The sequence below is a fragment of the Streptomyces sp. NPDC049970 genome (genome assembly GCF_040660235.1).
In the GTDB taxonomy this organism is placed as follows: Bacteria; Actinomycetota; Actinomycetes; order Streptomycetales; family Streptomycetaceae; genus Streptomyces.
The window spans coordinates 284,441-306,232 of the sequence record NZ_JBFALP010000003.1; the positions used below are offsets into that span (position 1 = coordinate 284,441).

Genomic DNA, 21,792 nt, shown 5'->3' on the forward strand with positions numbered 1-21,792 from the left:
CGTCACTGGTGACGACGATCCGGCCCTCGGCGGGCGGGAGTCTGAAAGGGACCGGAAGGAGAAGTCCCGTGATCGTCACACTGATCGTGCTCTGCGAGGTCGGCTTCTGGGTCCTGCTGGCCGCCGGGCTCGCGCTTCGGTACGTCGCGAGGAGACCCCGGCTGGGCGCGGCCGTGCTGCTGTGCGAGCCGGTGCTGGAGGTCGTCCTGCTGGTGGTGACGGCCATCGACCTGAAGAACGGCGCCGCGCCGGACTGGAAGCACGGCCTGGCGGCCGTCTACATCGGCTTCACCGTGGGACTCGGCCACTCCACCGTCAAGTGGGTCGACGCCAGGGTCGCCCACCGCTTCGCCGGCGGACCGCCGCCGGTGAAGCCCCCGAAGTACGGGATGGCACGGGCCGCCCACGAGTGGCGCACCGCCGCCCGCTGGATCGTGGCCGCGGTCACGGCCATGGCCCTGCTCCAGGCGGCGGTCTGGTACGTCGGCGGGGACGGGGACGTCGGCTCACTGCGGATGTGGCAGCAGAAGATGCTCTGGCTGACCGGGATCAACCTGGTCATCGCCGTGGGCTACACCGTCGCACCCAAGCAGGAGCCGAAGAACCGGGTGGGGGCAGGCCGCTGAGGAGGCTCCGCGGCCTGCCGCCGGCTCAGCGCTCGCCGCCCGGCACCCACAGCACGTCCCCGACCTCCTTGTTCGCCGTCCTGGCGAGGATGAACAGGAGGTCGGAGAGACGGTTGAGGTAGGTGGCGGTCAGCGGGTTCATGACCTCGCCGTGCACCTCCAGCGCCGCCCAGGTGGACCGCTCGGCGCGGCGGACCACCGTGCAGGCCTGGTGCAGCAGCGCCGCGCCCGCCGTACCGCCCGGAAGGATGAAGCTGCGCAGCTTCTCCAGGTCCTCCAGGAAGCTGTCGCAGTCCGCCTCCAGCTTGTCGACGTAGGACTGCTCCACCCGCAGCGGCGGGTACTGCGGGTCCTGGACCACGGGAGTCGACAGGTCCGCGCCCACGTCGAACAGGTCGTTCTGCACGCGGACGAGGACCTTCACCACGTCCTCGGAGAGGTTCCCGAGGGCGACGGCCGTACCGATGACGGCGTTGGCCTCGTTGGCGTCGGCGTACGCCGAGATCCGCAGATCGGTCTTGGCGGTCCGGCTCATGTCACCGAGGGCGGTGGTGCCCTTGTCGCCGGTACGGGTGTAGATGCGCGTCAGATTGACCATGGGCCCAGCGTAGTTACGCCTCGGCCCCGCGGGGGACACTCGTGCCGGCCGTCACAGCCGGGAACCCGAGCACGAGCGCCACGAGGTCCCGTACGGCAGGTGCGCGGTGGCGTACGAACCCCGCGGTCGCGGCGGCGCCGGACGCCGGGGAGCGCCGCCGTCCGCAGGTCGAGCAGGTCGCCGAGGCCTGGGCCGGCGGCCGGTTCGGCCGCACGCGCGACCGAACCGGCCCTGGGCGGCCGAGGGCATCGAGGGCATCGAGGGCCTCCTCGGCCGGTAGGTCGTCAACTACGCGCGGCGCGCCGCCGCGTGACACCGTGCGGTGTGATGTCCGTCATGTGAGACGTGACGCGCATCTCTTCACGGCCTCACGGCCCCTCACGGGTACTAACCTCCGCCGGAGAGCCTGAGAACGACTGACTATGCATAGGGGTGCGAACGTGGCCAGGAAGCTCGCCGTCATCGGCGCCGGACTCATGGGGTCCGGTATCGCGCAGGTCTCCGCCCAGGCGGGCTGGGACGTCGTGCTGCGCGATGTCACCGACGAGGCCCTGGCGCGTGGACGCGCCGGCATCGAGGCGAGCTACGGCAAGTTCGTCTCCAAGGGCAGGTTGGAGGCGGCCGACGCCGAAGCCGCGCTCGCCAGGATCACCACGACCACCGACCTCGACGCCGTGGCCGACGCCGACGTCGTCGTCGAGGCCGTGTTCGAGAAGCTCGAGGTCAAGCACGAGATCTTCCGGGCTCTCGACAAGGTCGTCCGCGAGGACGCCGTGCTCGCCTCAAACACCTCCGCCATCCCGATCACCAAGATCGCGGCCGTGACGGAGCACCCGGAGCGGGTCGTCGGCGTGCACTTCTTCTCGCCGGTGCCGATGATGCAGCTCTGCGAGCTGGTGCGCGGCTACAAGACCAGCGACGAAACCCTCGCCACCGCACGGGAGTTCGCCGAGTCGGTCGGCAAGACCTGCATCGTCGTCAACCGCGACGTCGCGGGCTTCGTCACCACCCGGCTGATCTCGGCGCTCGTCGTCGAGGCCGCCAAGCTGTACGAGTCGGGCGTGGCCTCGGCCGAGGACATCGACACCGCCTGCAAGCTGGGCTTCGGCCACGCCATGGGCCCCCTCGCCACGGCCGACATGACCGGCGTCGACATCCTCCTGCACGCCACGGGCAACATCTACACCGAGTCGCAGGACGAGAAGTTCGCCGCTCCGGAGCTGATGCGCCGGATGGTCGACGCAGGTGACATCGGCCGCAAGAGCGGGCAGGGCTTCTACACCTACTGATCAGGACCGGCCCCCCGGACCGTCCGGAGCACCGTCGGCCGGACTCCGGAACCCGGGGGCCGCCGGACGGTCCGGCGGCCGGATCCGGTGGGTGCCGGCGGACCTTCTTCACCCCTCGGGGTGAATTCGGTATCGGTTCGCTCACGGACGGCAACTTCCCTGTCGCTGCGGCAGTCAGTTGTGGCAGAGGCAGAAAGAGAAGAATTCAGACAGACCGACCTTGCTACGGAGAACTTCCGGGGAGCGCATATGCACATCAGGGGCGACCACGACGAGCTGGCCGTCGGGGGCCGCCTCGACGTGCGAAGCGCGGCGGACGCCCGTACGGTCCTGCATTCGGCCGTCGACGACGGAGTCGGCGATCTCGTGCTGAACCTGACCGAGCTGGACTCGTGGGACGCCACCGGACTCGGCGTCATCATGGGTGCGCACCGCAGGGCCGGCCGAGCCGGCCGGCGGCTGGTGCTGCGTGGAGTGCCCCCGCAGATGCAGCGCCTGCTGGTCGCGACGAGACTGCACAGGATCCTGGCGATCGAGGGCGGAATCGCGGCGGAGTCGCTGCCACGCGTGTAGCGCGCCGGGCGTCCCCGGAACGCCCCACCCGCGGAGCCCCGTGCGGGGGAGTGCCGGGCGGGCGGACACGGCCGGACGTACGGGCGAAGCCGCGTGTCCGGACGGCTATTTGCGCACAATCCTCACGAGAATGTGACGTCGTGGGCGGCGCGGCCCCCCGCCGGTTCGTGGATACTGTGCGAAGGTTTAGGGTTCGGCCGTCTGCCGTTCGACGAGGACCCACTGGCGGACACCGGACCGGAACGAACCGAAGCGGGCGTGCGAGGCCGGAGGGGCAACCGCGCGCTGCGCTTCTTGGGGGCTTTGACGATGGACCCGAACAACCCGGGACCGGAGGACTACGGCCATGACAGGTCCGGTGACGACACCGTGCCACGACGCCAGTCCCGCGACCCGCTGACACCCGACTTCGGGCACCAGACGCCGCAGCAGTCCCGCACGGTGCAGCTGATATCGGGCGACCTCCTGCTCACCGTCAACCCGGTCGACGGCAGCGAGATCGAACCCTGCCGGCCGGGCGAGCGGCCGGCCGCGCCGGTACGGCACACCGCCGCGCAGCGTGTGGACCGCGAGCGCGCCGCCGCGCCGCCCGTCCCGGCAGGACCACCCGCGCCCCAGCTCCCGCTCCTGGAGCGCCAGGAGGACCGTGAACGGCTCGTGCGGCTCCTCGCCCGCGGGCGCTCGGTCCGTCTCACCGGACCGGCAGGATCCGGGCGTACGGCCCTTCTCGACGCCGTGGCGGCCGACTGCGCCTCCCTCGCGCCGGACGGGGTCGTACGGCTCTCCGGCCACAAGAGGACCGTCGCGGACCTGCTCCACGCGCTGTTCGAGGCCGTCTACAGGGCCCCGCTGCACCGCCCCGACCGCGAGGGGCTCCTCGCGCTCGTCCAGGGGGTCGGCGCCGTCGTCGTCCTCGACGACCTGGAGTTCGGCGGCGCTCCGCTCCAGGAACTGCTCGACGCGACACCCGAGTGCGCGTTCCTTTTCGGGGCGACCCCCGAGGTGCCCGAGCCGGGCGCCGACTCCGGCATCGAGGAGGTACTCCTCACCGGTCTCGGCCGCAGCGCCTCGATCGAGCTCCTGGAGCAGGTCGTGGAGCGCGAACTCACCGACGAGGAGGCGAACTGGGCGGGAGACCTCTGGTTCGAGTCCCAGGGGCTGCCCCTGCGCTTCGTCCAGGCCGGGGCCCTGCTCCGACAGCGCGACGAGCTGCGTACCGGCCCGGAGGCCGTCGACACCGACGACGACCCCGCAGACGTACCCCCCTTCGGCACGGCCGGACCGATGGCCACGCCCCTGCCCAGCCTGGGTGAAGGCGCCGCTCCCGCGGCGCTGCTCGCCTCCCGGCTGAGCGAGGCCGCCCGCGACACCCTGCGCTTCGCCGTCGCGCTCGGCGGCGAGGTGCCCCACCAGGCGCACCTGCCGGCCCTCGTGGGCGACACCCACGCCGATGCCGCGCTGGGCGAGCTGCACCGCAGCGGACTGCTCTCCCCGGCCGGGCCGCGCTACCGGCTGGCCGCCGGGGTCATGGCCCAGCTGGAGGCGAGCGGATACGCCGAGACCGCCGACGCGCACGCCCGCAGTGCCGCCCAGCACTACACCTGGTGGTCGGGGCACCCCTCCGTCACCCCCGAACGGGCCGTCGCCGAGGCGGACGCCGTCCTCGGCTCGATGGCCCGCCTCGTCCCCGGCGAGCAGGCGGGGCAGGCCAGCGTTGCCGTCCTGCTGGCCCGCAGTGCCGCTCCGGCCTTCGCGGCGGGGATGCAGTGGGGTGCGTGGGAGAAGGCGCTCAGGACCGGCCAGGAGGCCGCCCGCATCGCCGGTGAGGTGGCGGAAGAGGCCTACTTCCACCACGAGTTGGGAGTTCTCGCGCTCTGCGCCGGAAACCTGGACCGGGCCCGGGCCGAGTTGGAGACCTCCATCAGCATGCGCGGAGCCCTCGCCGACAAGGCCGGTGCGGTGGCGGGGCGGCGGGCACTCGCCCTCGTCGCCGACCGCTCCGGCGATCCGGCGCCGAGCGAGGGCGGCCCGGCGGCCGAGGACATGCCGGCCCCGCGCCCCGGCGACGCCGCGTCGCCGCCCGGCGGAGTGCCGGCCGTCCTGCCGCTCTTCCCGCGCGTGACGGACACCTCCGCCATGCTGATCCCCCGTCAGGAGCCGTACCCCAAGGCGACGGCCGGTGCCCGCGCCGGAGTGCTCCGGGGCGCCCGGCGCAATCTCGTCGCGGTCGGCGCCGGAGCACTGCTGGCCGCGGTGCTCGGCACGGTGGTGACTCTGGGCGCGACCTCGGGGAGCGAGGGCCCGGAGGGCCAGAGCGTCACGACCGAGCAGTCGGCGAGCGAGGACGACGGCGAGGACGGCTACCCCGCGGACGAGCCTGCCGACGACCCGGCCTCCGAGGGCGGCACGTCCGGCGACGGCGCCGCGCCCGTGAGCCCGTCCGGCACGGCCACCCCCTCGGCGAGCGGCAGCCCGTCCCCGGGTACCTCCGCCCCGGACAAGAGCCCCGGCACGGGTACGCCGTCGAGCGGCAGCCCCACCGGACGGCCCACGCAGGGCAGCCCGTCGCCGACGAAGAAGCCGACCAAGCCGCCGACCCCCACGCCCACCGCTCCGACGACCCCGCCGACGGAGAGCCCCGACCCGACCTCGCCCGGACCGAGCCCGACGGAGACCGAGACGGACCCGGAGACCTCCGACTCGGCCGGCGGCCCCGCCGAGTCGGCCGGGGCGTCGGCGAGCGGACAGAGTTCCGCCACCGCCGACAGCGACCCGACGACGGCCTGAGACGCGAAACCGCCGTACGGACCCGGATCACGGGGGTCCGTACGGCGGCCGTGGGACAGGGGCGGCCCCGGTCCGGTCAGAAGAGCCGCAGCTTGTCGTCCTCGATGCCGCGCATCGCGTTGTAGTCCAGGACCAGGCACCCGATCCCGCGGTCCGTGGCGAGCACCCGGGCCTGCGGCTTGATCTCCTGCGCCGCGAACACGCCGCGCACCGGCGCCAGATGGGGATCGCGGTTCAGCAGCTCCAGATAGCGGGTCAGCTGCTCCACACCGTCGATGTCGCCCCGCCGCTTCAGCTCCACGGCCACGGTCGCGCCGTCCGCGTCCCTGCACAGGATGTCGACCGGTCCGATGGCGGTCGGGTACTCGCGGCGGATCAGGGTGTAGCCCTCGCCGATCGTCTCGATGCGGTCCGCCAGCAACTCCTGGAGGTGCGCCTCCACACCGTCCTTGATGAGGCCTGGATCGACACCCAGCTCATGGGAGGAGTCGTGGAGGATTTCCTCCATAGTGATGATCAGTTTTTCGCCCGCCTTGTTCACCACGGTCCAGACGCCCTCGCTGTCGTCGGCGCCCTCCTTCAGGGTGCAGGGCGGCGACATCCAGTTGAGCGGTTTGTACGCCCGGTCGTCGGCGTGGATCGACACACTGCCGTCCGCCTTCACCAGGATCAGACGGGGGGCGGAGGGCAGGTGGGCGGTGAGCCGGCCCGCGTAGTCGACGGAGCAACGGGCGATGACGAGACGCATGGTCGGCAACGCTACTCGACGACGCGGTGTCCACGCGATTCCCGGACCCCGGCCGGTGCCCCGTCGACCGGCGCCCATCGGGCTTGCCCCTCTTTGCGACCGTTCGTTATTGGCCGGTTGTGTTCCCAATCTCCTGGTGCGGCCCGGACTGCGCCCTTACCGTGGATGCAGGAGGTCGCCGTCTGTGTACGCAGCGTCGCCACCCTGCCCTGCCCGTAAGGCCCCGGCCACCCGTCGGGGTCGCGAGAGGAGAACCCATGTCGCTCGACGTCTCACCGGCGCTGTTGGAACAGGCCGAGCGAGGCGAGGTCGACGAAGCCGACTTCGTCGACTGCGTCCGGACCTCCCTGCCTTACGCATGGGAGATGATCAGCTCCCTGGTGGCCCAGCTGAAGGTCGACGGCGGACAGTTCGCCGACAACCAGACGCCCCCGCCGGACGAGCAGGCACGTGGTCAGCTGCTGCGCGCGCTCGCGAGTGATGCGATACGCGGCGCACTGCAGCGGCACTTCGGAGTGCGCCTCGCATTCCAGAACTGCCACCGCCTGGCGGTTTTCCCGCTGGACGCCTCGGTCGACGAGCGGTTGGCTCGATTCACCTCGGTGAGGGGCCAGTTGCTCAACCAGTCGCCCGAACTCCGGGACTGCTGAGCGCTTCTGCTGCCGCTTCGGGCCGCGGGAGGTGCAACTGGCTCCGGAGCGGCAGCTCCCGTACCACCGCACCACCGGGACAACCAGCGTGATCGCGTCACTTCAGCAACGGCAGCACTTCCGTGCCCAGTCGCTGCACATTGGTCTCCGTCACCGCGAGATCGCCCGAACCCTCCACCATGAGGGCGAAGCGGGTGATGCCCGTGCGCTCCGCCGTGGCCGCCAGCCTGTCGGCCGCGAGCCGGGGCGGGCCCACCGGATGCAGGCCGCAGAGGAACTCCGTGTACGCGACGGGATCGCGCATCACACGGTGCCGGCCGTCGACCGTCACATGGGCGTCGAGCCCTTGACGCAGCCACCCCGGCATCGCCTTGACGAGCGTCTCCACGGCGTCGACGGGGCTGTCGGCGATCTGGGCCACCCCCGCGGACACGTGTTCCACCCGCTCTGCGACCTCCGGCGGCAGGCCCGCCTCCCGGGCCGCCGACCGCCACAGTCCGACCATGCCGGCCTTGTCCTCGTCGCTGCAATGCATCCCGAGGAGCATCGGCAAACCCTTTTCAGCGGCGAGTTTCACGCTTTTCGACGAGGTGCACGCGACGACCACCTCGGGACCCGGCGGACCGTCCCCGAGAAGCTCGTCGGCCTGGGGGACCACGGCCACCTCGCGGAAGGCGAAGCGCTCCCCGCTGCCCGCCACCCTGGGCTTGTCCAGCCAGTCGAGCAGGAGCTCCAGCGCCTCGGGGAAACCCCGCTCGTACGCCTCCAGACCGCCTCCGAACACCTCGAGGTCGACCCACGGGCCGCCCCGCCCCACCCCGAGGGTGAAGCGGCCGCCGCTGGTCAGGTGGAGCAGCGCGGCCTGCTCGCCGAGCATCACCGGATGCTGGTTCGGCAGCACGCTGACCGCCGTGCCCACACGGATCCTGCGGGTGCGGCCGAGCAGCAGCGCCGCCAGTGTCGTGGCGGACGGGCACACGCCGTACGGCACGAAATGATGTTCTGCCAGCCACACGGAGTCGAGCCCGGACTCCTCCGCGACCTCCGCGGACCGGACTGCCCGGTGCAGGGCCTCACCCTGCCCCTGGCCCGGAAACTGTGCCGCCAGTACGAACGTTCCTACGCGCATCGCCTTCTGCCTCCTTACGGCCGACGCGGCTCCCCCCTACCGGCAACAACGTCTGACACGTGCCAAGGGCACGGTCCGGCGCGAAGTTGTTGCGATTTTCCGGTTACCCATCCGCCTCACGGCTACTCACGCGCCCCGTCCGCCCCCGGTCCGCGGCCGATGCCTCTAGGCTGGACGGAACAATCCACCCGTACCGCCACGTGAGGTGTTCCGTGTCCCCGCGCCGCAACCGCCCCCGAGGTGGCGAGAGTCCCACCGCCACCGCCACCGGCACCGCACGAGAGCTGGGAGAGCGGTACGGCGGGGGCGGGGCGACCGAGAGCTGGCAGGGCGAGGAGTGGTCGGTGCGCCCGGTGAGCGGCGCGAGCGCCGCGGGCAAGCGCTACCGCTGCCCCGGCTGCGACCAGGAGATCCCGTCAGGCGTCCCGCACCTCGTCGCCTGGCCCGAGTTCGGCGGCATCGACGACCGCCGGCACTGGCACAAGGCCTGCTGGAACGCTAAGGACCGCCGCACCACACGGGTGCAGCGGTCCAGGAACGCTCCGCGCTACTGAGGCCGGCCGGACCCGGGCGGGCCCGGCCGGTCAGACGTCGCGCCGGTCCAGCGAGGCGAAGGCCCCGGCCATCACCACGGCGGTCACGCCGAGGATGATCCACAGCGGCTCCCAGCCGGTCGGCCCGGACGTGGTCACCGACGCGTCGTACATCGCGCCGAGCTGGTTGGGGATCGAGTACTCGAAGAGTGCCTGCTGCACGCCGGCCAGACTCGGCGAGAACATGAACATCGCCAGCACGAGGGGGAGCAGCACCACGGCGATCATGATCGTGATCGCGCCCGCCGAGTGCCGGATGATGGCGCCGAGCCCGAGCGAGAGCAGCCCGAGCGTCGCGACGTAGAGGCCGACGCCCACGGTGACGCGCACCCAGTACCCGGTCTCGGGGGTGGCGCCGTCCAGCATCGTCGTCTGCAGCACGCCGACGATCCCGGTGGTCACCGTGGTGATCGTGAAGGCGAGCAGGAAGAAGACCACGGACTTCGCGATGAGCATCCGTGCCCGGCTCGGGCACGCGGTCAGCGTCGTACGGATCATTCCCGTGCCGTACTCCGACGCGATGGTCAGCACGCCGAGTGTGATCACGCAGATCGAACCGAGCAGCACGCCGAAGAACCCGAGGCTGAGTACGGGGGTCCCGTCCAGATTCCCGTCCGACACGTTCACTGCGAACACGGTGAGCAGTCCGACACCGACCAGCAGCACGATCATCACGCCGAGCGTCCACATCGTGGAGCGCACCGACCGGATCTTGGTCCACTCGGAGGCGATCGCGTCGCCGAGTCCTGGCGTGCGCACGGGGATCGGCGATGCGTACTGCCCGGCCGGGGCACCCCAGCCCTGCTGCGGCTGCTGGTACGGCGGTCCGGGGGCCTGGTGTGCCTGCGCGGGCGGCGGGGTCGCCGGGGTCGTCATCGGGGGTCCTCGCTGGTCGTGCGCTCGGTCGGTTCGGCGGCGACCGCGGGAGCGGGTGCCGGTGCTGATGCCTGTGCCGGTGCGTCGGCGTACGGGTTCTGCCCGGGCGGCGGCGGGGCGTACCAGCTCTGCTGCGAGACCTCGGCCTGCTGCGTCGGGGGCCCGGGCTGCGCGTACCCCTCGGCTCCGGGCCGGCCGTATCCCGGCTGTCCGTACCCGTGGCCGGGCGGCGGAGGCTGGAGGCCTGCCTTGGCGTCCGTGGTCGAGCGGTAGTCCACGGCGCCCTGCGTCATCCGCATGTACGCCTCCTCCAGCGACGCCTGGTGCGGCGAGAGCTCCCACAGCCGCACGTCCGACTCGTGCGCCAGGTCGCTGATCCGAGGAAGCGCGAGTCCGGTGATCCGCAGGGCCCCGTCCTGCTCGGGCATGACCCGGCCGCCGGCCTCCGCGAGCGAGGCAGTCAGCTTCTCGCGGAGCTCCGGGACGTCCGACGCGACCCGCACCCGGGCGAAGTCGGCGGAGTTGGCCGAGATGAAGTCGGTGACGCTCATGTCGGAGAGCAGCTGCCCGCGCCCGATCACGATCAGGTGATCCGCGGTGAGTGCCATCTCGCTCATCAGGTGACTGGAGACGAAGACGGTGCGGCCCTCCGAGGCCAGCCGCTTCATGAGGTTGCGGACCCAGAGGATGCCCTCGGGGTCGAGCCCGTTCACCGGTTCGTCGAAGAGCAGTACCTGCGGGTCGCCGAGCAGCGCCGCAGCGATCCCGAGCCGCTGCCCCATACCGAGCGAGAAACCCTGGGAGCGCCTCTTGGCGACGTCCTGGAGCCCCACGACGCCGAGGACCTCGTCCACCCGGGCGACCGGGATGCCGGCCAGCTGGGCCAGGCACAGGAGGTGGTTGCGGGCGCTCCGCCCGCCGTGCACGGCCTTGGCGTCGAGCAGCGCCCCCACCTGGCGCGGTGCGTTGGGGAGGCTGCGGAACGCGTGGCCGCCGATCGTCACATGGCCCGCTGTCGGCCGGTCGAGGCCGAGCATCATCCGCATGGTGGTGGACTTGCCCGACCCGTTGGGACCGAGGAACCCCGTCACGGCACCCGGCCGGACCTGGAAGGAAAGGTTGTGCACGGCCGTCTTCGCGCCGTAGCGCTTCGTCAGGCCGACTGCCTCGATCATTCTCCAGCCCCATCGACTTATCTGTCGTCGGGGCCCAGGCCGTGGCCGCACGCCCCCGTAAGACTTAGGAGGATAACCAGCCCCCCGCGGTTCCGGCCAAGCCGTTCCGGGGAGCCCCGGCGGACGGCTGCCGTCCGGTGTGTCCGGAGGGCAGCCGTCCGCCGGTGCTCCCGGTCAGGCGTCCCGCTTCTTCAGGACGAGATAGCCGCCGAGGAGCGCGGCGATCACCCACAGCGCCATGATCCCGAGCCCGGTCCACGGCCCGTACGGTGCCGGGTCGCTGTTCATGGCGTCCGGTACCACCTGCATGATCTTGGAGCCGGCCTGGTCGGGGAAGTAGCGGGCCACGGTCTTGGCACCGGGGACCGCCGAGAGGATCTGCGAGACGAGGAAGAAGAAGGGCATCAGGATGCCGAGCGACAGCATGGAGCTGCGCAGCATCGTGGCCACACCCATGGAGAAGACCGCGATCAGGCCCATGTAGATGCCCGCTCCGCAGACCGCGCGCAGCACGTTGTCCGCGCCGATGTCGGTGCCTCGGTCACCCAGCAGGGCCTGGCTCAGGAAGAAGGTCACGAAGCTGGTGACGAGACCGACCACCAGGGCGAGGACGCCCGCCACCGCGACCTTGCTGAACAGGAACGAGCCGCGCTGCGGCACCGCGGCCAGCGAGGTGCGGATCATGCCGGAGCTGTACTCCGTACCGACGACCAGGACGCCGAAGACGACCATCGCCAGCTGGCCCAGGATCATCCCGGAGAAGCCCACGAACGTCGGGTCGAAGGTGGCGCGCTCGGCGGACGAGAGGTCGTCGAACTGGCTCTTCAGCAGCGCGCTGAGTGCGGCGCCCATGGCGACCGTCACGACGAACGCGCAGATCAGGGTCCAGGTGGTCGAGGAGACCGTGCGGATCTTGGTCCATTCGGAATTCAGGACCGCGGGTACCGATGCCATCGCCGTCACGCCCCCTTCGTGCTCTCGCCGGCCTGCTGGTTCCACTGGTCGCCCCAGTGCGGGCCCACCGCCGGCGGCGGCGGGGCGCCCTCGTTGTCGGAGTGCGCGTGGTACTCCACGGAGCCCGCGGTCATCTGCATGAAGGCCTCTTCCAGGGAGGCCCGCTGGGAGCTCAGCTCGTGCAGCACGATCCCGTGCCGCGCGGCGAGCTCCCCGAGCGGCTCGGGAGCCTCGCCGTCGATCTCCAGCGTGCCGTTGCCCGACTCGACCGCGACGACGCCCTCCGTGTGCAGCACATCCCGCAGCCGCTCCTGCTCGGGGGAGCGCATCCGTACGAAACTCCGGGAGTTCTCGCGGATGAAGTCGGCCATCGAGGTGTCGGCGAGCAGTCTGCCCTGGCCGATGACGATCAAGTGGTCTGCGGTCAGGGCCATTTCACTCATCAGGTGCGAGGAGACGAAGATGGTCCGGCCCTCCGCCGCGAGGGTCTTCATCAGGTTCCGGATCCAGTGGATGCCCTCCGGATCCAGACCGTTGACGGGTTCGTCGAACATCAGGATCTCCGGGTCACCGAGCAGCGCCGCGGCGATTCCGAGCCGTTGCCCCATGCCGAGGGAGAAGCCCTTGGACTTCCGCTTCGCCACCGCGCTCAGACCGACCGTGTCGAGCACGTGGGAGACGCGGCTCGACGGGATGCGGTTGCTCTGGGCGAGACACAGGAGGTTGTTGTACGCACTGCGCCCGCCCTGCATGGACTTGGCGTCCAGCAGCGCCCCGATGTGCTTGAGCGGCTCCTGCAGCTCGCGGTAGTGCCTGCCGTCGATCCGGACCGTGCCGCTGGTCGGGTTGTCGAGGCCGAGCATCATCCGCATCGTCGTGGACTTGCCCGCCCCGTTCGGGCCGAGGAATCCCGTCACCATGCCCGGTCTGACCCGGCATGACAGATGGTCAACAGCAACTTTGTTGCCGAAGCGTTTGGTGAGGCCGTCGAGCTCGATCATGCGTTCACGCTAGAACGGCCGCGCGCCCGGCGCCACCACAAAGGCGGAACCGGGCGCGCAAGGATGACAACCGCGCCGCGCGGAGCGTCAGCGGCTCTGCTGGGCCGGGACCCCGCGGGTGGCGGGCTCCTCGTCCGCCGGGGAGCCGGCGGCCGCGACCGCGGCACCCGTCAGCGTCGCCAGCATCTCGCGGACGTTGGTCAGCTGGGCGTTGATCGAGTCGCGGCGGTTGGTGAGCGCCGCCAGCTCGCGCTCCGACTCGCTGCGGATCCGGTCGGCCTTGGCGTTGGCGTCGGCCACGATGTCCTCGGCCTGGCGCTGCGCGGTCTCCACCGTCTGGCGTGCCCGGCGCTCGGCGTCCGTACGGAGCTTCTCCGCCTCCAGGCGGAGCTGCTCGGCGCGGTGCTCGATCTCGGCGAGGCGCTTCTCGGCCTTCGCCTGACGGGACGCGAGGTCGCGCTCCGACTGCTCGCGGCGCTTGGCGAGGTTCGTCTCGAAGTCCGCTGCGGCCTGGGCGGCCTTGGCACGCGTCTCCTCGAAGAGGGCGTCCGCCTCCTCGCGCTTCTGCTGGGCGTCCTTCTGGGCCTCGCTGCGCAGCGTGCCCGCTTCGCCCTTGGCCTTCTCGACGATACGGATGCCCTCGTCGTCGGCCTTCGCCTTGCGGTCGGCGGCGAACGTCTCGGCGTCGTTGCGCACCTGCTGGGCGGCCGACTCGGCCAGCTCGCGGTGCTGCTCGGCGGCGCGGCGGGCCTCCTCGCGCAGGTCCTTCGCCTCTTCCTCGGCGAGACGGAGGATCTTCTCGACACGGGCACCGAGGCCGGCGTACGACGGTTCCGCGTCGTTGACCTGGGCCTGGGCGTTCTGCGTCTCGAGGTGGAGCTCCTCGATGCGCTTTTCCAGCGAGGTGATTCTTGCGAGGGCGCTATCACGGTCGGCGACGAGCTTGGTAATGCGGTCGTCCACCTGACCGCGGTCGTATCCACGTCGCACGAGCTCGAAGCCGAAGGGGGAGGAAGGGTCGCTCATGGGGTTCCTGTCGAATGAGACCGGTGAGGTGTTAGAGGGAATCCTAGGGGTCTGGGCGGCGTGTCAACGTGAAGATGCCGCTTTGGTATGGAGAATGACACCCCTTTTGAGTGGCTGACCTCCGGAGTGCTTGCCACTCGAAGGCTTGAATGTTCATGGCAAAATCGCTGCGCGGCTACCCGTCCGACGACTTGCCGCCCGACCGGTTGCCCGCCGAAGCGCCGGCCTTGACGCCCCCGGCGCCGCCCCCCGCGGCCTTGCCCGTCCCGCCCGGAGCCTCGAAAGATTCCAACGCCTCGAGTACGTCCTGGACACGGGAGATCTCCGTATTGATGTCCTCGCGTCTGCGGACCAGCAGGTCCAGCTCCCGACGGCCGTCGTCGACCATCTGCTTCGCCTCGGCCTCGGCGTCCGCGTGCAGCTTCTCCGCCGCGCGGGTCAGCTCCGCCTTCTTGGTCTCCGCCTCCTTGAGGAGGGACTCGGCGCGCTTCACGGCGGCGATACGGACCTTGCTCGCCTCCGAACTCGCGTCGTCCAGAAGCTCCTTGGCCTTCGTCTCGGCCTCGGCGCGCTGCTCCGTCGCGGCCTTCATCAGCTTGTCGACGCGTTCGCCGGCCGTCTTCATCTGCTCCGAGGTCTCACGCCTGGCACGCTCGTGCAGTCCCTCGATCTCGCTCTCCATCCGGGACCTGAGCTCCTCCGCACGCTCCCGGGTCGCCGTGGCGTCCCGGCGGGCGCCGACGAGCAGCTCGTCCGCGTCCGCACGGGCCCGCTCGACCAGGGAATTGCCCTCGACGGTGGCCTCCGAGGTGATCCTGACCGCCTCGTCGCGTGCGGCGCCGACCATCCTGTCGGCCTGCTCCTCGGCCTCGGTGGCGGCGCGCAGCGCCTCCTCCTGGGCCTTCCCGACGAGCTGGTCGGCCTGTTCGGCGGCGTCGGTACGGCGCTTGGCCGCGGCCTCGCGCGCCTCGTCCAGCACCCGGTCCGCCTCCTGGCGGGCCTCCGCGCCCAGCTGTTCAGCCGCGGCCTCGGCCTCGGCGCGCAGCCGCTCCGCGTCCTCACGGGTCCGGGCGGCGTGCTCCCGGGCCGAACCGACGGTCTGCTCCGCCTCGGCGCGCAGCCGCTCCGCCTCGTCGGCCGCCTCGCCGACGAATCGCTCCGACTGCTCGGTGGCCTCGGTACGGACCCGCTCGCTCTCGCTCGTCGCCTCGGCCATGAGCCGGTCGGCCTGCGCCGCAGCCTCGGACCGGATCCGGTTGGCGTCCTCGCGGGCCTCGGCACGGGCGCGCGAGGCGTCCTGCTCCGCCGAAGCGAGGGCGTCCGACGCCTCGGTGCGCACCCGCTGGCTGTACTCCGACGTGTCCGAGCGGAGCTTCTCCGACTCCGCGATGGCCTCGGAGACGGTCCGTTCGGCCAGGGACTTCGCAGCCTCCGACTCCTCGTGCGCGACCTGGCGGACACGGTTGGAGTCCTGGGTCGCCCGCTCGCGCTCGGCGTAGGCGTCGGCCCTGACCCGGTCCGACTCCTCCCGGGCCTCGCCCTTCGTCCGCTCCGCCGCCTGCTCGGCGGCCGCGCGCAGCCCGGTGATCTCCTCCTCGGCCTGCTCCTGCAGTCCGGCGACGGAGTCGCGTACCTGCTGGGCGGCCTGCTCGGCGGCGGAGACAAGCTCGGATGCCCGGCCCTCGGCCTCCTCGACCAGTCGCTGCGCCTCGGCCTGCGCCTCCTCGACCCGTTTGCGCGCGGAGGCGAGCAGCCCCTCGCTCTGCTCGCGGGCGCGCTCGCGCTCCTGCTCCGCCTCGGCGCGCGCGGAGGTCAGCGTCTCCTCGGCCGCGCGGCGGCGCCGGTTGGCCTCCTCCTGGGCGGCGGCCAAGGCCTCGGCGGCCTCGGTGCCGACCCGCTCGGCCGCGGCGGCGGCCTCGGAGCGCACCCGGTCGGCGGTCTCCTGGGCCTCGTTCTTCAGGCGCTCGGCCTCGGCCGCCGCCTCGCTGCGCAGCCGTACGGCCACGGACTCGCCCTCGGCGCGCGAGCGGGCGGCGTCGGCCGCGGCCTCGGTGCGCAGCCGCTCGGCCTCGGTCGTCGCCTGCTCCTGGAGCGTACGCAGCCGCTCGGCCGCCTCCGCGCGCAGCCGCTCGGACTCCTCGTTCGTCTCGCGGCGGATGCGCTCCGCATCCGTGCGCGCCTCGCCGAGAGCCTCCTCGGCGGCGGTGACCCGGGACTCCGCCTCGGTGTGCAGCCGGGTCAGCTCGTCGGCCGCCTCCGCCTTGCGGGCCTCGACGCCCCGCTCGGTCTCCTCGCGCAGGGACTCGGCCGCGGCCTCCGCGGCGGCGGTCAGCTCGGTGGCCTGCTCCTCCGCCTCGGTACGCAGCTTCTCCGCCTCGGCGCGGGCGCGTTCGAGCGTCTCCTCGGCCTGCTTGCGCAGCGTGGCGGCGCGTTCGGCGGCCTCCGCCCTGACCCGCTCGCCCTCGGCGCTCGCGGAGGTCCGCCGCTCCTCGGCGTCGGCCTTCGCCTTGGTGAGCAGCTCCTCGGCGGTCCTGGCGCCCTCCTCGAGCTGCTGGACGGCCTCCCGCCGGGCCTCGCCACGGATCCGCTCGCCCTCGGCGACGGCCTCGGAGCGCAGCTGCTCGGCCTCGCCGCGCAGTCGGCGCGCCTCCTCCTGCAGCTCGACCGTCTTGGCCCGGTACTCCTTGGTGTCGTCCTTGGCCGCGCCCTTGAGCTGGTCGGCCTGCTCGGCGGCCTCGCCGCGCAGCCGGTCCGCCTCGGCCTCGGCCTCGCGACGGATCCGGTCGGCCTCCTCGCCGGCGGCCCTGGTGGTGGACCTGGCGTCGTCGGAGGCCTTGGTCAGGACCTCCTCGGCACTGCGGGCCGCCTTCGCGAGCTGGGCGGCCGCGTCCTCGGCGGCCAGGGTGCGTGCCTTCTCCGCGGCCTCGGCGACGACCCGTTCGGCCTCGGCCCGGGCGTCGGAGAGGGCCTGCTCGGCCTCCTCCTTGAGGGTCTCGGCCTGCTTGGTGGCCTCGCCGACCAGCCGGGCGATCTCGGACTTCGCCGTACGGGTGCGCTGTTCGTTCTGCGACTCGGCGCCGGCCAGCCGCTTGACCGCGGCCTCCTTGGCCTCGGCGAGGACCTTGTCGGCTTCGAGCCTGGCCTCGCGCAGCCGGGTCTCCGCCTCCTGTATGTGCTGCTCGGCGGTGCGGTTCAGCTCCGCGGTCTGCTGGCGGGTCTGATCCGTCTCTGCGGTGGCGGTCGAGCGCAGCCGCTCGGCGTGGGTGGTGGCCTCCTGGGCCTGGGTGGACGCGGCGTCGAGCAGGCGCTCGGCGTCCCTGCGGGCCCGTAGCAGCGCGCCCTCGGCCTCGGTACGGGCCGCCTCCGCCTCGGAGTTGAGGCGTCTGCGGGTCTCGTCGGCCAGCCGCGCGGCCTCGGCGCGCGCGGCGGTCAGCGACTGCTCGGCCTCGGCGCGCGACTCCTCCAGGAGCCGGCGGGCCTGGGACTCGGTCCTGGCCCGCAACTGCTCGGCCCAGGCGACGTTCTCGTTGACGTGGGACTCGACGGTCTGGCGGCGCTCGGCCAGCTCCTGGTCGAGCCGCTGGCGCCGCTGCACCGCCTCGGCGTGCAACTCGGCCTGCAGCCGGGCCTGGTGCTCCGCGTGCTCCTGCAGGATGCGCTGGGTCTGGGCCCTAGCGTCGCGCAGCTCGCGCTCCGCGTCGGTGCGCAGCTGGTCCGCCTGGTTCTGGGCGTTGCGGAGCATCTGCTCGGCCTGGTAACCGATGTCCGCGCCGTCGTGTGCGGGACGGGTCGCCAGATTGCGCCGTGCCTCGTGCAGCTTGGCACGCAAGACCTCGACCTGGTAGCCGAGGTCCTCGGCATGCTGGACGGCCTTCTCCCGGTCGGTCTTCAGCCGGTCCATCTCGGCTTCGAACCGCGAGAGATGGTCGTCGTCAGCTCGGTGGCTCTGCTGGCTTTCGTAGCCCCGCACTGCGCGGTCCCATCCTTCCCCGAGCTCTCGACTTCTCCCCGAGCTCTCAACTTTGTTCGAGCAGGGGATGCCCCACTGAGCAGGCGAGACCCCAACCCTGGTGGCAATGCTCCGTACGAGGACCGCTCGCCGGCGAGCGGTCCCCCGGGGAATGGTGACAGATCAACGGTGAGGACGCGGCACGGCCCCGACCCGGCCCCGGCCCGGAACCGCCCACTCTACCGGGCCGGGTATCGGTCGGGTCAGTGCTCTGTTGCCGAGGTGACCAGTTCGGTCAGCACGCCGTGGCAGTCCTTGGGGTGGAGGAAGGTGATCCGGGACCCCATCGAACCCGTCCTGGGCTCGTCGTACAGCACCCGTACGCCCTTCCCGCGGATGTCGGCGGCGTCGGCGTCCACGTCCGCCGTCCCGAACGCGATGTGGTGCACCCCCTCGCCGTTCTTCGCCAGCCACTTGCCCACGGCCGAGTCCTCGCGGGTCGGTTCCAGCAGCTGGAGGTACGAAGCACCGCCGTCCGAGGTGTCGTTGATCTTGAGCATGGCCTCCCGGACGCCCTGCTCCTCGTTGATCTCGGAGTGGTACACCTCGAAGCCGTAGGTCGCCCGGTAGAACTCCACCGTCCTGTCGAGGTCGAAACAGGCGATTCCGATGTGGTCGATTCGCGTCAGCATGGGACCAGTGCAGCGCCCCCGGGATGGTTACGCAACGTGCGCGCGATCACACCCACTGCCGGATGACGAGCGCGGTACCGCTCAGTACATTCAGGTAAACCCTCGTTCACAACCAATCCAAGGGGCTGCGCCTCATGTCAGGAACGACCGGTACCACCTCAGTGATCGTCGCGGGCGCGCGGACGCCCATGGGCCGTCTCCTCGGCTCCCTGAAGAGCTTCTCCGGGGCCGACCTCGGAGGCGTCGCCATCAAGGCCGCGCTGGAACGGGCCGGGATCGGCGGCGACCAGGTCCAGTACGTGATCATGGGCCAGGTCCTCCAGGCGGGCGCGGGCCAGATCCCGGCCCGCCAGGCGGCGATCAAGGCCGGAATCCCGATGAACGTCCCCGCGCTCACCGTCAACAAGGTGTGCCTCTCCGGGCTCGACGCGATCGCCCTCGCGGACCAGCTGATCCGCGCCGGCGAGTTCGACATCGTGGTGGCCGGCGGCCAGGAGTCCATGACCAACGCCCCGCACCTGCTGCCGAAGTCGCGTGAGGGCTACAAGTACGGCGCGGTCGAGCTGCTCGACTCGATGGCGTACGACGGCCTGACCGACGCCCACGAGAACATCCCGATGGGTGAGTCCACCGAGAAGCACAACGCCCGCCTCGGCCTGACCCGCGAGGCCCAGGACGAGATCGGCGCCCAGTCGCACCAGCGCGCCGCCGCCGCCCGGAAGAACGGCCTCTTCGAGGCCGAGATCACCCCGATCGAGATCCCGCAGCGCAAGGGCGACCCGGTCCTCGTCTCCGAGGACGAGGGCATCCGCCCCGAGACGACCGTGGAGTCGCTCGGCAAGCTCCGCCCGGCCTTCGCCAAGGACGGCACGATCACCGCGGGCACGTCCTCGCAGATCTCCGACGGTGCCGCCGCCGTCGTCGTCATGAGCAAGGCCAGGGCCGAGGAGCTCGGCCTGGACTGGATCGCCGAGATCGGTGCCCACGGCAACGTCGCCGGCCCGGACAACTCGCTCCAGTCCCAGCCGTCCAACGCCATCCGGCACGCGCTGGACAAGGAGGGCATCGGCGTCGAGGACCTCGACCTCATCGAGATCAACGAGGCCTTCGCGGCCGTCGCGGTCCAGTCGACCAAGGACCTCGGCGTCAGTTCGGACAAGGTCAACGTGAACGGCGGGGCGATCGCGCTCGGCCACCCGATCGGCATGTCCGGCGCCCGTGTGGTGCTGCACCTGGCGCTGGAGCTGAAGCGGCGCGGCGGCGGCACCGGGGCGGCGGCGCTGTGCGGCGGCGGCGGCCAGGGTGACGCGTTGATCATCCGCGTTCCGGGCAAGTAGTACACGGTACGAGCGAGCGAGGAGGCCGAGTGTGAAGGTGGACGTCCCCACCCTGGTCGAGCAGGCGCGGGAGGGCCGGCCGCGCGCGGTGGCCCGGCTCATCTCCCTGGTGGAGGGAGCCTCGCCGCACCTGCGTGAGGTGATGGCCGCCCTGGCGCCGCTCGCGGGCCGGGCCTACGTCGTCGGCCTGACCGGATCGCCGGGTGTCGGGAAGTCCACCTCGACCTCGGCCCTGGTCTCCGCCTACCGGAAGGCGGGCAAGCGGGTGGGCGTCCTCGCCGTCGACCCGTCGTCGCCCTTCTCCGGGGGAGCACTCCTCGGTGACCGGATCCGGATGTCGGACCACGTCTCCGACCCGGGCGTCTACATCCGCTCGATGGCCACCCGCGGCCATCTGGGCGGGCTCGCCTGGTCGGCTCCGCAGGCGATCCGGGTGCTGGACGCGGCGGGCTGCGACGTGGTCCTCGTGGAGACCGTGGGGGTCGGCCAGTCGGAGGTGGAGATCGCCTCCCAGGCCGACACCTCGGTCGTCCTCCTCGCCCCGGGCATGGGCGACGGCATCCAGGCGGCCAAGGCCGGAATCCTGGAGATCGGCGACGTGTACGTCGTCAACAAGGCCGACCGGGACGGTGCGGACGCCACCGCCCGCGAGCTCAACCACATGCTGGGCCTGGGGGAGTCCCGGGGCCCCGCAGACTGGCGGCCGCCGATCGTGAAGACGGTCGCCGCCCGGGGCGAGGGCATCGACGAGGTCGTCGAGGCGCTCGAGAAGCACCGGGCGTGGATGGAGGAGCACGGGGTCCTGGCCGAGCGCCGCACGGCGCGCGCGGCCCGCGAGGTCGAGACGATCGCCGTCACCGCGCTCCGTGAGCGGATCGCCGATCTGCACGGCGACCGCCGGCTGGGCGCGCTCGCCGTACGGATCGTGGCCGGCGGCCTCGACCCGTACGCGGCGGCGGACGAGCTGGTCGCGGGGCTCACCAGCGGCAACTGAGGGTTCCCGGGCGGCGTGCGGGCCGCCCGGGGAGCCCGTCTCCTGAGGAGTGCGGGCCCGGAGTCAGTCGTCGTCGTTACCGTCGTTGTCGTTGTCGTCGGCACGGTCCGCCGTGACCTTGCCGCTCTTCGCGTCGACGCGCAGCTCGTGGCCGCTGCCGCCCTTGCCCGTGACGTCGACCTCCCAGTGCGGCGCGGCCTTCGCGCCGTCGTCCCCGTCGTCGTCCAGGTCCACGGACGTCACCGTGCCGGGCCGGTCGGCCAGCGCCGCCTTCACCGCCGCGTCGAGCCCGACGGCTGCCGAACGGGGCGCGCGGCGGTCGCGGTCGTCGTTGTCGTCGGACGGGCGGTCCGACAGCACCTTGCCGCTGCCCGCGTCCACCTTCACGTCGTGCCAGGCCTTGTCGGAGCCGTACACGTCGAGCTCCCAGACCGTGCGGGCCGTGTCGTCGTCCTCGTCGAGCTCGGCCTCGGTGACCGTGCCGGGCACGGCCTTCAGCGCGGCGGCCACGGCCTCGTCCACGGTGATCCGCTGCTTCGTCGCGGTCCCGCCGGTCGCGGCGTCCCGGTCCGCGCCCGCTGTCCGGTCGTCCTTCCCGCCGCTGTCGGAGTCGGCGAAGGCGGCGGTCGTGACGAGCCCGCCTCCGACCAGGACGGCGGCGGTGAGAGCGGCGACGGCGATGTTGCGCTTCATGGTGTGTTCCTCCGGCGATGGGATGTGCTCTTCGACGGGATCCACACTCGCGGTCCGATGCTGAACGCAGCCTGAAGCCGGCTGAAGGCGTCTTCAGGTTCG

General features: G+C 71.8%; 19 protein-coding genes. 8 read left to right on the plus strand and 11 right to left on the minus strand.

Annotated features, from left to right (window positions below):
* Window positions 1-68 precede the first annotated feature (68 nt).
* Window positions 69-626: a hypothetical protein gene (locus AB0I83_RS07570; RefSeq protein WP_363303937.1), complete on the plus strand. Its 558-nt coding sequence runs from the start codon at window positions 69-71 to the stop codon at window positions 624-626.
* A gap of 25 nt (window positions 627-651) precedes the next feature.
* On the opposite strand, the gene AB0I83_RS07575 is transcribed toward AB0I83_RS07570, so the two are convergent.
* Window positions 652-1,224, minus strand: a complete 573-nt coding sequence (locus tag AB0I83_RS07575) for a cob(I)yrinic acid a,c-diamide adenosyltransferase (RefSeq protein WP_356530889.1) — start codon at window positions 1,222-1,224, stop codon at window positions 652-654.
* Window positions 1,225-1,664: 440 nt separating this feature from the next.
* On the opposite strand from AB0I83_RS07575, the gene AB0I83_RS07580 reads away from it, so the two are divergent.
* The 3 genes from AB0I83_RS07580 (at window position 1,665) to AB0I83_RS07590 (ending at window position 5,873) form a co-directional block, all read left to right on the plus strand.
* A complete protein-coding gene (locus AB0I83_RS07580) occupies window positions 1,665-2,513 on the plus strand; it encodes a 3-hydroxyacyl-CoA dehydrogenase family protein (RefSeq protein ID WP_363303938.1) in 849 nt (282 codons plus the stop codon).
* A 249-nt stretch (window positions 2,514-2,762) separates the two neighbouring features.
* A complete protein-coding gene (locus AB0I83_RS07585) occupies window positions 2,763-3,086 on the plus strand; it encodes an STAS domain-containing protein (RefSeq protein WP_356530891.1) in 324 nt (107 codons plus the stop codon).
* 309 nt (window positions 3,087-3,395) lie between these two features.
* Complete coding sequence (locus AB0I83_RS07590; RefSeq protein WP_363303939.1) at window positions 3,396-5,873, plus strand: ATP-binding protein; 2,478 nt, start codon at window positions 3,396-3,398, stop codon at window positions 5,871-5,873.
* 76 nt (window positions 5,874-5,949) lie between these two features.
* Here AB0I83_RS07590 and nucS read toward each other — a convergent pair whose 3' ends face one another.
* Window positions 5,950-6,621 carry an endonuclease NucS gene (gene nucS / locus AB0I83_RS07595; RefSeq protein WP_356530893.1) on the minus strand — a complete coding sequence of 224 codons (672 nt, stop codon included), beginning with the start codon at window positions 6,619-6,621 and terminating at the stop codon, window positions 5,950-5,952.
* A 257-nt stretch (window positions 6,622-6,878) separates the two neighbouring features.
* Here nucS and AB0I83_RS07600 point away from each other — a divergent pair, with 257 nt between their 5' ends.
* Window positions 6,879-7,271, plus strand: coding sequence for an SCO5389 family protein (locus tag AB0I83_RS07600; RefSeq protein ID WP_205022376.1), 393 nt, complete (start codon window positions 6,879-6,881; stop codon window positions 7,269-7,271).
* Window positions 7,272-7,368: 97 nt separating this feature from the next.
* Here the strand turns inward: AB0I83_RS07600 and AB0I83_RS07605 are convergent, their stop codons facing one another.
* Entirely contained in the window at window positions 7,369-8,400 is a 1,032-nt protein-coding gene (locus AB0I83_RS07605) for an LLM class flavin-dependent oxidoreductase (protein WP_363303940.1), read from the minus strand.
* A gap of 212 nt (window positions 8,401-8,612) precedes the next feature.
* On the opposite strand from AB0I83_RS07605, the gene AB0I83_RS07610 reads away from it, so the two are divergent.
* Window positions 8,613-8,954: an ATP/GTP-binding protein gene (locus AB0I83_RS07610; RefSeq protein ID WP_363303941.1), complete on the plus strand. Its 342-nt coding sequence runs from the start codon at window positions 8,613-8,615 to the stop codon at window positions 8,952-8,954.
* Window positions 8,955-8,984: 30 nt separating this feature from the next.
* On the opposite strand, the gene AB0I83_RS07615 is transcribed toward AB0I83_RS07610, so the two are convergent.
* The 7 genes from AB0I83_RS07615 to mce form a co-directional block, all read right to left on the minus strand.
* Window positions 8,985-9,869: an ABC transporter permease subunit gene (locus tag AB0I83_RS07615; RefSeq protein ID WP_363303942.1), complete on the minus strand. Its 885-nt coding sequence runs from the start codon at window positions 9,867-9,869 to the stop codon at window positions 8,985-8,987.
* Entirely contained in the window at window positions 9,866-11,044 is a 1,179-nt protein-coding gene (locus AB0I83_RS07620; RefSeq protein ID WP_363303943.1) for an ABC transporter ATP-binding protein, read from the minus strand. Before AB0I83_RS07620 ends, AB0I83_RS07615 begins: the two co-directional genes overlap by 4 nt.
* A 174-nt stretch (window positions 11,045-11,218) precedes the next feature.
* Window positions 11,219-11,998, minus strand: a complete 780-nt coding sequence (locus tag AB0I83_RS07625; RefSeq protein WP_363303944.1) for an ABC transporter permease subunit — start codon at window positions 11,996-11,998, stop codon at window positions 11,219-11,221.
* 5 nt (window positions 11,999-12,003) lie between these two features.
* The gene (locus AB0I83_RS07630) at window positions 12,004-12,999 is read right to left on the minus strand and encodes an ABC transporter ATP-binding protein (protein ID WP_356530904.1); all 996 of its coding nucleotides are present in this window, start codon (window positions 12,997-12,999) and stop codon (window positions 12,004-12,006) included.
* A gap of 87 nt (window positions 13,000-13,086) precedes the next feature.
* On the minus strand, window positions 13,087-14,025 hold the full coding sequence (locus tag AB0I83_RS07635) for a cellulose-binding protein (RefSeq protein ID WP_356530905.1): 939 nt from the start codon (window positions 14,023-14,025) through the stop codon (window positions 13,087-13,089).
* A gap of 175 nt (window positions 14,026-14,200) precedes the next feature.
* On the minus strand, window positions 14,201-17,995 hold the full coding sequence (gene scy / locus AB0I83_RS07640; protein WP_356530907.1) for a polarized growth protein Scy: 3,795 nt from the start codon (window positions 17,993-17,995) through the stop codon (window positions 14,201-14,203).
* Between the two features lie 242 nt (window positions 17,996-18,237).
* A complete protein-coding gene (gene mce / locus AB0I83_RS07645; RefSeq protein WP_356530908.1) occupies window positions 18,238-18,666 on the minus strand; it encodes a methylmalonyl-CoA epimerase in 429 nt (142 codons plus the stop codon).
* A 134-nt stretch (window positions 18,667-18,800) separates the two neighbouring features.
* Between mce and AB0I83_RS07650 the strand changes: the two genes are divergently transcribed.
* Together AB0I83_RS07650 and meaB are read left to right on the plus strand one after the other, a co-directional pair.
* Window positions 18,801-20,003, plus strand: a complete 1,203-nt coding sequence (locus tag AB0I83_RS07650; RefSeq protein ID WP_363303945.1) for an acetyl-CoA C-acetyltransferase — start codon at window positions 18,801-18,803, stop codon at window positions 20,001-20,003.
* A 31-nt stretch (window positions 20,004-20,034) separates the two neighbouring features.
* A complete protein-coding gene (gene meaB, locus AB0I83_RS07655; protein ID WP_363303946.1) occupies window positions 20,035-20,997 on the plus strand; it encodes a methylmalonyl Co-A mutase-associated GTPase MeaB in 963 nt (320 codons plus the stop codon).
* Window positions 20,998-21,060: 63 nt separating this feature from the next.
* Here meaB and AB0I83_RS07660 read toward each other — a convergent pair whose 3' ends face one another.
* On the minus strand, window positions 21,061-21,690 hold the full coding sequence (locus tag AB0I83_RS07660; RefSeq protein ID WP_363303947.1) for a PepSY domain-containing protein: 630 nt from the start codon (window positions 21,688-21,690) through the stop codon (window positions 21,061-21,063).
* Window positions 21,691-21,792: the final 102 nt, after the last annotated feature.